12 protein-coding genes are annotated in these 12,912 nt (G+C 40.3%); 6 read left to right on the top strand and 6 right to left on the bottom strand.

Annotated elements, in window-relative coordinates; translation table 11 throughout:
• Positions 1-16 precede the first annotated feature (16 nt).
• Positions 17-877, bottom strand: a complete 861-nt coding sequence (locus ED605_RS07305; RefSeq protein ID WP_225419078.1) for a bifunctional hydroxymethylpyrimidine kinase/phosphomethylpyrimidine kinase — start codon at positions 875-877, stop codon at positions 17-19.
• Between the two features lie 204 nt (positions 878-1,081).
• Here ED605_RS07305 and ED605_RS07300 point away from each other — a divergent pair, with 204 nt between their 5' ends.
• On the top strand, positions 1,082-1,753 hold the full coding sequence (locus ED605_RS07300) for a YoaK family protein (RefSeq protein WP_121978228.1): 672 nt from the start codon (positions 1,082-1,084) through the stop codon (positions 1,751-1,753).
• Here ED605_RS07300 and ED605_RS07295 read toward each other — a convergent pair.
• Entirely contained in the window at positions 1,750-2,160 is a 411-nt protein-coding gene (locus ED605_RS07295) for an MFS transporter (RefSeq protein WP_121978227.1), read from the bottom strand. The genes ED605_RS07300 and ED605_RS07295 overlap by 4 nt on opposite strands.
• A gap of 352 nt (positions 2,161-2,512) precedes the next feature.
• On the opposite strand from ED605_RS07295, the gene ED605_RS07290 reads away from it, so the two are divergent.
• The gene (locus ED605_RS07290; RefSeq protein ID WP_121978226.1) at positions 2,513-3,643 is read left to right on the top strand and encodes a vitamin B12 independent methionine synthase; all 1,131 of its coding nucleotides are present in this window, start codon (positions 2,513-2,515) and stop codon (positions 3,641-3,643) included.
• Between the two features lie 85 nt (positions 3,644-3,728).
• Here ED605_RS07290 and ED605_RS07285 read toward each other — a convergent pair whose 3' ends face one another.
• Positions 3,729-4,658: a sensor histidine kinase gene (locus tag ED605_RS07285; RefSeq protein ID WP_121978225.1), complete on the bottom strand. Its 930-nt coding sequence runs from the start codon at positions 4,656-4,658 to the stop codon at positions 3,729-3,731.
• Between the two features lie 9 nt (positions 4,659-4,667).
• On the bottom strand, positions 4,668-5,345 hold the full coding sequence (locus ED605_RS07280; protein ID WP_121978224.1) for a response regulator transcription factor: 678 nt from the start codon (positions 5,343-5,345) through the stop codon (positions 4,668-4,670).
• 134 nt (positions 5,346-5,479) lie between these two features.
• Here ED605_RS07280 and ED605_RS07275 point away from each other — a divergent pair, with 134 nt between their 5' ends.
• The 4 genes from ED605_RS07275 to ED605_RS07260 all read left to right on the top strand — a co-directional run bounded on the left by ED605_RS07275 (position 5,480) and on the right by ED605_RS07260 (position 9,253).
• Positions 5,480-6,403 (top strand): ABC transporter ATP-binding protein, encoded by a 924-nt coding sequence (locus ED605_RS07275; protein ID WP_121978223.1) that lies wholly within the window; start codon positions 5,480-5,482, stop codon positions 6,401-6,403.
• Positions 6,396-7,163 (top strand): DUF2705 family protein, encoded by a 768-nt coding sequence (locus ED605_RS07270; RefSeq protein WP_121978222.1) that lies wholly within the window; start codon positions 6,396-6,398, stop codon positions 7,161-7,163. The genes ED605_RS07275 and ED605_RS07270 overlap by 8 nt, the downstream gene beginning before the upstream one ends.
• Positions 7,164-7,432: 269 nt before the next feature.
• Entirely contained in the window at positions 7,433-8,617 is a 1,185-nt protein-coding gene (locus ED605_RS07265; protein WP_121978221.1) for an MFS transporter, read from the top strand.
• A gap of 141 nt (positions 8,618-8,758) precedes the next feature.
• Positions 8,759-9,253 (top strand): hypothetical protein, encoded by a 495-nt coding sequence (locus tag ED605_RS07260; RefSeq protein WP_121978220.1) that lies wholly within the window; start codon positions 8,759-8,761, stop codon positions 9,251-9,253.
• A gap of 21 nt (positions 9,254-9,274) precedes the next feature.
• Here the strand turns inward: ED605_RS07260 and ED605_RS07255 are convergent, their stop codons facing one another.
• A complete protein-coding gene (locus ED605_RS07255; RefSeq protein ID WP_121978219.1) occupies positions 9,275-12,061 on the bottom strand; it encodes a DEAD/DEAH box helicase in 2,787 nt (928 codons plus the stop codon).
• Between the two features lie 239 nt (positions 12,062-12,300).
• A complete protein-coding gene (locus tag ED605_RS07250; RefSeq protein ID WP_121978218.1) occupies positions 12,301-12,888 on the bottom strand; it encodes a hypothetical protein in 588 nt (195 codons plus the stop codon).
• Positions 12,889-12,912 lie beyond the last annotated feature (24 nt).

Here is a 12,912-nt window from a genome sequence, read left to right as displayed (position 1 = left end):
ATTTCAACTGTCATTTTTAGAATTCCCCCCTTTTTTGTCCCAAGGTAAATTTCGTAACGTCACTTAACGTTTTAGTTAAATTCAAGCCATACTTACGTTGTTCAACTGCCAGCTGAGCAGTCTTCGAGACGGCCTCATACGTTCCAAAAACTGCCCGCTGAACCGCACTTTCAAACTCAATGTTAAAGTTCAGATAACCGCAAATCAAAGCCGCAAACAAGTCACCAGTCCCATAAAAGTGCCCGGGAATAAACGGCGACCCGCTCCAAACGAGCTTTCCCTGGTGATTAAAACCCGAGCCCATTCCAGCATCCCGGTGAATCCCGGTCACAACTGCTTGGGGATGGTTGGGCAATTCTTGATTAAGAACTGCCAGTGCTGCTTGAATATCAGCATCAGACGAATCCGGCACCAATTTAACTCCGGTCAACAATCCTAATTCGGTCACGTTTGGTGTGATGACGGTTGCAGTTGTCATCATTTTTTTAACCGCTTTAAGATACGTATCGTCAAAGCCGTTATACAACGTGCCACAATCACCCAAAACCGGATCAATCACAATCTGGGTCATTTGACCAGCCTTTAAATAGTTAGTTAGTTCTGTCACTGTGTCTGTATTACCAACGTAGCCGACTAATGCTGAAGTTAACTTTAAATCGGGAATCGTCTGCCAATGATTAATTGTTTTTTTAATCCACTCAGTCGAATTTGAAATTACCGGCTGACCAAAGCCCTCCGTCTGCGTGGATAGTATCTCGGTCGGAATGGCAGCCGTCTGAATTCCGAACCCTGAAAGAATGGAAATTGCAGCTGTCATCGACATCCTTCCGACCGCGGAAAAATCTTCAGCTACCAAAATACTTGATTCAGAAATCATCATCCGCCCCCTAATTGCCGTTACTTACTTGCTACTATTGTACCGCATTCAGTTTAGAAATTAATATTTTTCACAGAAAGTATTGGTTTTTCTCACTAAAAGTAGATCCATTATACCAAGTTTTGTTCAAAAGTGAGAGAATTAATCTATAATTTGACTGTTAATGCGTTAATGCTTCAAATCATAATCCAAGGGGGCTTTACAATGGATTTTTCAACCAAAAATAGTCTAACAACTTTATTCCAGACCTTTATTATGGGATCAATTGATGCCTACACTTTTCAAAACTTTAACGGTTCATTTGTCAGTGCGCAAACTGGTAACTTAGTGGTTTTCGCTTATGAGTTGGCTGCCAAGGGCTGGCAAACGGCATATGTTCGCGTACCAGTCTTAATTGGGTTTCTGCTTGGCGCCTTTATTTCCCAAGCCTGTAAACATTTAAAATTATCCACCAACCACCGGTTTTCAGCTTTTTTACTACTTAGCATTCTCTTTTTGGGACTACTGTACGGGGCTATGTTTACATCGATTACTGAGCTCCCCATGCTTTTTTCGCTGGGCCTGTTTTCCGGATATGAACTGACGGTTTTCAATAAAATTGGTGGGACCAGTGTAAATAACGGCATTATGACCGGTAACCTAAAGAACTTTTCAAATAATGTGTATGAAGCGATTTTCAGTCATGATCATGATGCTTTAATCAAAGCTGGTCATTTTTTAAGCGGCATTTGCATGTTTGTCTTTGGCATTCTATTTAGCACCTACTATTTAAAAGCAACTGGCACACGCGTTTTCTTGTGTGCGTTGTTGATCAACACTATTTTGCTGATCATTGTGACCATCTTTAAAGAAGCACCTTCTCAGCCTCAGGATTAATGGGTCGGCTTTAAACCTAAAGTGACCAATATCGAAATCAGGGTGCTCAGTGCTGACAGTAGGCAAACGCCAAAGTAGCCAAATGTCGGATATATCCACCCACCGATCAATGAGCCAAACGTCAAGCCAAGGTACAGAAACGAACTGTTAAAAGCCATAACTGTTGACCGATTGGTTGGCACCACGTTAACGATGAAGGTGTTTAACGCACTAACGCCGAAGCCTTGAAACATGGCCAGACAGATCAATAATCCAACTAACAGCCACAAGTGGTTCCCTACCAAGCCTAATAAAAGCATTACCATAACGGATAAGCTTCCGTTTAATTTAACGCTTCTGGTGAAACCGATTCGATTATTGACGACCCCGCCAAAAAAGCTGGCAAAAAAGTTCCCCCTGCTAAAAATTGACTTTTCCCACCATTTAGTTTATTCTAGATTAAAATTTGATTAACTTACGAAATTAAAAAGACTAAGAGAAGAGTAGGCGTCAATTGCATGCTAGAGAGTCCCGCTGGTGAAAACGGATATGCAAGTCGCGTTGAAGATGAACTCTGATAAGTCACTATTCTGTTCACGCAAAATAGTCGGTAGGAACCGTTAACTTCCCGGGTATCAATTGGTACCGTTGAGGCATTATTTGCGAAAATAGTGTAAATAAGGGTGGTAACGCGAGCATTCGCCCCTTGTTTGTCGGCATGACAAGCAGGGGCGAATGCTTTTTTCGTAGGTTAATTTTAAACAACAGGAGGACTTCAAAATGACAGAAACCAGTACTAAAATCAGATTCCCATATCGTTACGATGTTGTCGGCAGTTTACTCAGAACCCAAGCCTTAAAGGATGCCCATGAACAATTTAGACAAGGCGATATTTCAGCAAATCAACTGCAGCAGGTGCAACATGCCGAAACCAAGAAGATTGTTAAAAAGCAAGCTGAATTAGGGCTCAAAGACGTCACAGATGGCGAATTCAACCGCTCCTGGTGGCACTTAGACTTTCTGTGGGGCTTAACCGGTGTTGGTCACTATGACTATCATCAAAGCTACAAGTTTCATGGCAGTAAAACGCGAACCGACAATGCGGATTTAATCGGCCGGATTGCCTATAATCCCGATCATCCCTTCTTTGACAGTTTTAAATTTTTGCAGTCAATTACACCAGATGGCGTAACGCCTAAGCAAACAATTCCCTCCCCATCCATGCTTTTCCGGGATAATCGAAGTGACAACTGGTCTAAATTCTACAAATCCTGGGATGAATACTTAGACGATTTAGCCACCGCTTATCACCAAACTATCCAGCATTTTTATGATCTTGGTTGTCGTTACATCCAACTCGATGACACAACCTGGGCATTTCTGATTACTAAATTAAACGAAACGGCCAACGATAAAACTGAACACCAGCACTATGTTCAGATGGCTGAAGACGCTGTCCGTGTCATCAATCAGCTGCTTAAGGGCTTGCCGAACGATTTAACAGTGACGACGCACATTTGTCGGGGAAACTTTAAGTCAACCTACCTCTTTTCCGGTAGCTATGACGATGTTGCCGACTATCTGGGACAACTCCACTACGACGGCCTCTTTCTTGAATACGACAATCAACGATCGGGCAGTTTCGCACCACTTGATCGAATCTGGAACGGCGACCAGCACAAACGGATCGTCCTTGGTTTGATCACTTCCAAATCGCCGGAACTGGAGGATGAACAGCAAGTCATTAATCGCATTAAAGAAGCCGCTGAAAAAGTCCCGCTAAGCAATCTGGCACTGTCTACCCAGTGCGGGTTTGCATCTACCGAAGAAGGCAATAAGTTGACTGAGGAACAACAGTGGGAGAAGCTTCGCCTGGTTAAACGGATTGCTGAAAAGGTTTGGCATGTCTAATCAACCAACTTTATAGAATTTGAATAATCAAAGGGGCCAGCGCAATTTTCGGTTTTGCGGTTGGTCCCTTTTCTGTTGAAACGATTTAATGATCATGACCTTTTGTTTGATCTTCTTGAGCCCTTATTGAATTTTTTAGTGGCTTTAAAATTATCGTGACATTGAACCAGGTATCTTTGGTTGATAAACTTAGCCGGCCTCCCAGCGTCGTTACCAATGATTGCACAATACTAAGTCCCAATCCCACACTATGATTTGATCGAGATTGATCAGCCGTGTAAAAACGATTAATCAACTGAGAAGGATCCTTTGGGAGCTGATTTCCCTTGTTAGCAAACACTAACTGAATATGTGTTTCATCAATAGGTGCTAAACTCACCAGAACGTCTTCTCGGCCATATTTCAAAACGTTTCCGATTAAGTTTTGACACACTCGGCTCAGTAAGGTTGCGTCAGTTTGCAGAAAAACATTTGGTTTAATTGTCGGTGTGACTTTCAAATGACGCTTATTAAATTCATCGTAATAATTAAATAATTCATTTTCTATCAATTCTGACCCATTAACCGAATTGATTTTTAGCGAAACACTTTTTTCCTGCAGTAGGTTAAAATCCATCAAATACTGTAAATAGTAGTTAACCGACTCAAGATTGCGCTGGATTCGTTCCAGTTGTGCCGCATCACTTGCATCTACAGACCTCATTAGCAACTGCACATACCCCATTGAAACGGTTAGCGGCGTTTTAATGTCATGGGTTAAATTCGTCAACATTTTTCGGACCTGATTTTCCTGCTGAGTTTGAATTTGCTGAAGCTTTCGACTATTTTTCAAGCTAAGATTGCTTGCTCTGGCCAACTCTTTAGTCAAGGGCAAATTAGTATAAGTCGTCACAAATCCGTTAGTTGGATGCTCATTTATGTATGTTAGCTCAACTGTTATCCGCTTAATTTCAATAATAACTGTCAGCAGCAGGATTACTAAAATCAGACACAAAATACTCAGTAAAGTGATCATAATAACCTCCTAGTCAAAACGCACGCCAATGCCCCAAATAGAATTGATGTATTGCGCTTCCGGACATAATGCATTAATTTTGGTTCGCAGATTACTTAAATGGACGTTTAAGGTATTTTCAGCATTTAAATACGACGTTCCCCAAACCGATTCGTATAACTGAGCTTTTTGAAAAACCTGGTGAGGGTGGGCCATTAGAATTTGAAGTAATGCAAATTCTTTTTTAGGCAAAATTAGTTCCTGATTATCCACTTGGACTTCATGAGTCACCTGATTCAAAGTCACTTTACCATAGGACAGAATCTGGTTTGTCGGAATCATCGGATTACTTTGTCGTAGTTGAACTTTAACCCTGGCAAGCAATTCATCAATATCAAACGGCTTAGTCAAATAATCATTTGCGCCATTTTCCAATAGCTCAACTACTTTTCGTTTTTCCTGAATAGCTGTTAGTACCAAAACCGGCACCTGTGACGTTTTGCGAATCATTTTAAGCACACTTTCTCCTGTGATTCCCGGCAACATTAAATCTAAAATGACTAAATCTGGCTGTTGTTGAGAAAACCTATTCAAGGCGCTGGCGCCATCAGCTGCCTCTATGACTTCATAATCGGGTATCAATACATCCCTTAAAAGCGTGCGGATATCATCATTATCTTCAATAATCAAAATTACCGTATCTGCCATAAATTTACCTCCTCGCAATCTTAAGTTGACTGCTTTAACACCCTTATCACAATTTAGGTTTAATTAAGGTTTAGTTATGTCATGGCTTAAGAATCAGATAGTAATCTTAGACTATAGAAGAAAGGGGCATTGAGATGAAACCTATTTTAGAGATTAATCATGTCAGTAAACATTTTGGCCAATTCCAAGCACTACAAGACGTCTCGTTTAACGTCAATCGAGGTGATATCTATGGCCTAATTGGTGAAAACGGAGCCGGAAAAACTACTTTGATGCGTTTGATTACTCATCTTTCGCCGTTAAAAGAGGGCACTATTACCCTGCTTGGCGAACGATCAACTCACTATAAGCAAGCATTAAAGCATATTGGTGCCGTTATCGAAACACCCGCTGCCTTCAAAAAATTAACCGTTCGACAAAACCTTAAATTAACAGCGATTCAACATGGCATCCAAGATCCTGGGTTAATTGACCAAACTATTGATTTCGTTGGCCTATCCTCTAAAAAGAATGCTAAAGCCGGGAAATTATCCCTTGGGCAACGTCAACGACTCGGACTAGGGTTGGCATTATTACCACAACCGGACTTTTTGATTCTTGACGAGCCAATCAATGGGCTGGATCCTTCTGGCATTATTGAATTCCGACAACTACTAAAGCGATTAAATCAAGAGCATAACACCACCATTTTAATCTCCAGTCATATTTTGACCGAACTATACCAGGTTTCGACCAAGTTTGGTTTCATTTATCACGGTCACTTTATCAAAGAAGTTACCAAAGAAGAATTAGATAAAGAAAATCAATCAGGAATTCTTTTAGACGTCGATGACACGAAAACAACTGCTCAGCTACTGGATCAAAATAACATCAGTCCTTTCACCGTCCTTAGTGATCATCAAATCATTATTCACAATTTAACAATTGATACAGCAAATTTGAATCGAATTTTAGTGATGAATGACGTCTCTGTGACGAACATCACCCGTCAAGAAGGGTCTTTGGAGCAGTATTATACCAATTTGCTACATCATCAAGGAGGGCATACAAATGATTAACCAACTACGAGCCGATTTTTACCGACAGAGTCATACATTCGGACATTATTTACTGTTAGCACTAGTAATTCTATTTAGTGTTGTAGTCGTTTATTCAAAGCAAGCTGGTGGAATAATGGTTAGCGCCCCGGTTAATATTGATCAACTAACAAGAATACCGTGGACATTATTAACCGGCATTCGAGGACTTACCATTTCGGCTAGCGTTCTAATGTACGCTTTTATCAGCATTTTTGTGATGGTCATCGGTTATGAATTCAGCCAACAAACTTATAAGAATACGTTAGTCTCAGGCATTTCCCGATCAGGCTTTATTATCGCAAAATTTATCATCATGTTACTAGATCTTTTTGTCCAAGTCATTGTCTTTTTCCTGGTTGGCACCTTAACTGGAATGGCACTGGGACGAAAAACCGGTACCAGTTGGTCATCCCTCTTCAACACTACTTTACTCACGGCGTTAATTGTTACTTTCTTCATTGGCGTCGTTTTCAGCATGGCCATCGTTATTCTAATGCTAACAGGCTCATTAATTGGTAGTGCTGTTTTCATCATCATCTTTCCCTTACTTGTTTCAATTGTGAGTATGATTTCAAAATGGAATTGGTTAAAGTACATTGACTTCTTTAACGTTTCCGTTAAAATCAGTTTAAAACAATTAACGGTAAATCAATTTCAACCTTACATTTTGATCAGCCTTGCTATCCTAATTGTTTGTTTCGGTATCTCATTGTTTCTAATCAAGAATAAAGAATTGTAAAGCGACTACTCAGCATCAAAGGGGCCAGCACAATTGTCAATTTTGTGGTGGTCCCTTTTCACAACTGCTACTAAAACATACCTTGTGAGTTCTTAAATAAATCGTTATACTAAAAAAGCAACTATATGGAAATTGAGGTGGGTGCCATGCTGGCTTGGATTACATTAAAGCACTGCATTATCCAGGTATCAACACTCTAGTGACCGCGCAAAAATAACCTCAACCTACCTGCTAATTTTGGTGGGTTGAGTCACTGGAGTGTTCATCAAATGAAAATTAAATATGCAGCTAATATTGGTAAAGGCTATGTCTATACCTTCTTCTCGTTCTTTGGTATTACAAGCCTATGGGTCATTTACCTGCAAATGCAGGGACTAAGTTTAGTTGAAATTGGGCTTTGCGAAAGTATCTTCCACATTGCCAGTTTTGGCTTTGAAGTACCAACCGGCGTTTTGGCCGACCGCTTCTCTTACAAAGCCGTTTTAATTGCGGGTCGCATTGCGGCAATTCTTTCTGCAGTTATGATGCTAACCAGTCATACTTTTTTAATGTTTGCGTTGAGCTTTGTTCTAAATGCATTGTCATATAATTTACAATCCGGTACAATCGATGCATTAATGTATGATTCCCTGATTGAAAGCCACCAGACCAAAACTTATCCGCGGGTTATTGGAACCGTTAATATGCTATTTGAGTTTGGCGATACCAGCGGCGTTGTTCTAGCAGGCTTTCTCGTTCACTGGCATTTCGAGTTGACCTACGTGATTGCCATTATCATCGGGGTTTTCGCCTTGATCTCAATTTTGATGATGAAAGAACCTCAAATCACTTCGTCTAAGAAGCAGATCCAAGCACCGATGACCATTAAATCGATTCTGACCACTTCCTATCGCGTTTTCAAAACCAATCACGTTCTTAGAAATCTCATGTTTTTCCAAGCCGCCTTTGACGGGATCTGTACGTCTTATTACTTTTATTTTCAGTCTCTATTGGAAAAAGCCCATTTTTCAGGTTGGATGATTTCAACGCTGATGATTATTTCCGCTGCGGTGAACATCATGAGCATCAAATTAACTCCCACCATTCAAAAGCGGTTTGCCAAAAGGGTCTTGATTATCGGACTTAGTTGGGGACTAGTTGGCCTCTTATTAACCAGCTGGTTCAATTGGTTACCGGTATTAATCGGACTGTTCTTAGTCTCCCAGGCCGGCTCATCCCTTGTAGAACCAATTTTCAGCAGCTACTATAATGAAATGATTGATTCCAATCAACGAGCCACCCTTCTAAGCGTTGCCAGCGTCTTGTTTTCTTTCACCATGATCGGCTTGTTTCCATTCATCGGCTGGCTGGTAGATCACTTGAACTTTTCAGGCGCGTTTGGGATTATTGGCTGTTTACTAACCGGCAGCCTTTTAGCTTTCTACACGAAAAGCTATTTTAAATACAGTCGGTAATAATTTCTAACCACTATCAAAAAGGCCGCACCAAACTTTGAACTTAATCAGAGTCTGGTGTGGCCTTTAAATTGTCGGTGACGTTCACTTCAATCAATTTGAGTCTGAATTTCAAATTTTTTAAAGGAGCAACTGATTAAAATGAAAAAATATCTACTCATCATTCTAGGATGCCTCCTGGTTATTAGCTGGGGATCTATGGGTTACTACTTATCGCATGACGACTCTCCTCAAAAGCTATTATCAAATGTGGCTTCACAAAATGGTAATCAGAGATTAATACCAAGTTCGGTGATCACCCTCAATATAGATAAAAGAGAAGACCAAGTGATATTAGGAACCACCACTCAAAAGGTCCTAATTGTTTCAGAAAGAACTAAAAACACTATTGGTTACCAATCTTCCTTGAGTAATTTCATTAAGTCATCGGATTTATCTCCCAAAAAGATTAAGTTTATCGAAATACCACGAAAAGGACTGTCAAACAGGAATTTTTTCTATGGGCGACTAAAAAGCAGCCAGCCGACTCCTGAATTCAAGGGCCAAAAACTATCTACCGTTTGGGTTGGTCGTATTCGATTATGGTACACACTTTTGCGAGATAATGACTATCATCAAATTACCTTTCCCAAATAACAAGTTTACTAATCATGCCTATCACTTCAAGCTATCGACCGACCTTAACAACATCTTGGTAAATTGCTTCACTAGTTGGGGTTGTGCCATTCTAACGGTCATGCCCGAATTATTTCTAAATCCCTTATCTGAACTCAACCAAAGCTGATCCTGGTTAATAATTAAACTGGTTGGCAAGTTATTATCATAAAGCGTGTAACGAATTTTTTGATCTTCAAATTGTTTTCTCTGACTGTCCGTCAAATAATTGGTTAGAATGTGAATTTGAACTTGCTCATTCGAACTGGCCAACAGTTTGCCCAAAACAAAATTAGATAGTTGATTCATGCAAATAATCATTTGATGTGCGCCTTTAACCGATGCCAAAATCTCGCTTTGATATCGGCCATTAAAGAATTGAATGCCAGCCTGCTGACTACGTTGGTCATTAACAATTTGGTAGTGAAGATGTTCATAAGTCTTTTGGCGTTTACGATACATTTTGGCCAACATTGGGACGAACATGTCAATATAATCGTAAACTCGAATTTCAGCTTTCTGAGTGAGATTTCGTTGCATCCTTCCCAAATATTGTTCGCTACGGCCCTTCCAGGAATGAGGCATCGCTAAAATCAACGTATCAATTGTGCCAATATCAAGCCCTTCACCCGCATACTTTCCCGTGGCAATCAGGATATAGGGGCCCATCGTTTGATTAATCTGCTCAATGACCTGACTATTTTGCTTATCCGTTTGTTCACCATAGAGTAAGTAAACCGGGAATGTGGTATTAAGCAGCTCTGCCAATAAATGCAAATGGGCAATCCGATTGGTTAGAACTAACACATGGCGACCTTCTGACAGACTTTCTTCCATGTCCTTAACCAGTGATTGATTTCGGGTGTCATCGTGCAAAATCGCCTCATAATTTTGGTTAATGCCATTATTGGCAATTTGCAAATCGTTCATCCCCAAATTGGTAAATCTGGGAACAACGGTCCGCTTAACCTTTAATAAAGTTGCTTCATCAATCGGGGCCGTTTGATAACGAACCGGGCCAAATCTCATTGTAACGATTGGTTCCTGACCATCCCGTCGAAAAGGCGTTGCCGACAATCCGTACAAATATTTACAATGTAACTGTTTGATCACCTGATCGTACGTATAGGCCGCATCATGATGCACCTCATCGCTGATAACCAGTCCGTATTGATCCAAGATTTCTTGACTGGCCTGATCCGCTTTAAACGATTGAATCGTCGCAACATCGATAACGCCACTTCGATTGCGCTTATTACCAAAAAAGGTCCCAATCACCTCTTTATGCCGTTTTCGACCAGATGGTGTTAATTCGGTCACAAAGGGCTGATCATCGACTTTTAGAAATTGATTAAGACGTTCCAGCCACTGAGCTGCTAATTCTTTATCATGGACTAAAATTAGCGTACTAACGCCTAATTCCGCAATCACTTTGGCAGCAATCACCGTTTTACCAAAGCCCGTTCGAGCAGCCAACACGCCCATTTGATGATTTAACAAAGCAGTCAAAGCGGTTTTTTGCTCACTTCGAAGCTCACCAAGAAATTTGGCGTGAATCTTTCTACCCGCGAAACGTTGATCTACCCATTTCAACCGTGGGATAGTTGCGATCAATTCATCTTCAAGGCCTCGCGGTAAGGCTAAGTATTCAGGCGTTTCTTCAAAAAGACTAATAATTCGCGGTTCATTATAAGTTGACAATCTTAACCGCTGTTTTTCATAGAACTGAGGATTACGGAAAGAAGCCAACCATTTTAGTTGAGCGGCCTGACGTGAGCTTAAGTCACTCTTCTTTATATATAATGCATTCGAACGAATAATGGTTAGAGGCTGATTGATCTGGAGCGGTTCCTTTAAAAGATCAGTTTGGTCTTCTTGATCATCAAATAATTTAAAATTAATCTGGGTATTAAGTTCTTCAATTAAGGCGTCAACCCGCGATTCTGTCATTAAATTAACGTTAGCCAGCACTGCCCACTGATCTTGATACGGATGAAATCTTTCGTCAACAAAGACGCTCTTTCCCGCTCTTCGTCGATTTCCCTGCAAAGGACCGGCGATTAAGTTACCCAGCTTCTTTTGGCCAATGATATCTTGACTGGGAAAGAGTCGGTCAAAGGCCGCAAATGATAGATTGGGATTAATGGTCATTGTAATTTTCAAAAGCGCATCTCCCAAGTGACGCGCTTTTGAAGCAGCAATGGGGTTCTTGAAAAACAGCCAAATGTGACACCCCTTACCGGATTGAGAAAGTTCAATCAGGTTTGGAACTTGATATTTGGTGCAGAGTTGTCTAATAGAGCTTGTGATTTCCCGCCATTGATCGCCTTCGTGGTGACCATCAATATCGATTACTAAATATTTTGTTGTATTATCAGGCAACATTGGATAGAACCCCAAAAACTGTTGTCCGGTTAAATGGGTTTTTAACTGGTCATCTGTTAAAGGAATCCAGTGATCTACTTGAGGCCGGCCATTTTTGAACGGTACCACTGGCGAATAGATCTCCTTACCGGCTTTTTTATTAAAATATCGCCGCGCATACACATCCGTTCGGCCAACAAATCGTTTCTTGTATAAGTTTAACCGTTCTTGTAATAAATCGGCGTTTTGACTATCGATATCCAAAAATTGGCTAAGTTCATTAAAGGGCATTACCCCATATGAATCAGAATTTTGTTGGCGAAAAATCGCCATTTTTCCTTGTTTAGTATGGCCAAAATCTTGACCAGTCGTAATTAATTCATAAGATATCCCATTCATTTTGAAAATTTTAAATTGTTTATCCATTAGTTATCCTCAATATTAAAGCTGTTCAAAATTTATCATATTAATATTTATTTCTTATATAATATCATTTATTAGACGATAATTAAAACTAAATTTAATTTTTGATCTAAAAAGGTCGCACTAAACTTTGATCTTAATCAGAGTCTAGTGCGACCTTTTAATTGTAGGTGTAGTCTACTTTAACCGAGTTAGTGATTAGTCATTGACCGACATGCCATTCATGTCGGAAATTTCGTTAATTACTTTGCGTATTTAACGTAAGCTTTGTTCAAGCTAGCTTGAGCGGCTTTATATGCCTTAAGAGCTTGTGCCTTCTTGGCAGTTGTCTTAGCTTTCTTGTAACTTGCTTTAGCTTTGGCAACTTTTGACTTAGCATTCTTTACAGCGGTTGGGTGTTGTAAAGTAGCCAGTTTTGCTTGGTCCTGCTTGTAAGTTGCATAAGCTTTCTTGTAAGCTTTAAGATACTTAGCTTTTGCAGTAGCGGTCTTGGCCTTCTTGTAAGCGGCCTTGGCTTTCTTGGCAGCAGCTTTAGCTTTAGCAACCTTAGCTTTGTTTGCTTTAACAGTCTTAGCATGCTTTGAAGCAGCCGTTGTCTTAGTTGGTGTCTTTGTTGAAGATGATGATTCAGTTGGTGTAGAAGTTGATGAAGCAGTGGTTGTGCTACTTGAGTCAGTTGTAGTAGTTGAACCACTGGTTGCAGTAACACCTGAGCCACTTGTAGCAGTGACAGTGGTGTCAGCATTGTTGGTATGTAAGCTTGCTGAAGCTACGCTACCAACTGAGAAAAGTGTGACGGCTGCTGTTAGATATAGTAAAGTCTTTTTCATGTAATAAATACCCTCCAAGTTATG

This window comes from Lentilactobacillus raoultii, assembly GCF_900411375.1.
GTDB lineage: Bacteria > Bacillota > Bacilli > Lactobacillales > Lactobacillaceae > Lentilactobacillus > Lentilactobacillus raoultii.
The sequence above is the reverse complement of the archived record's forward strand: the minus strand, read 5'-3'. Positions and strand labels throughout refer to the sequence as shown.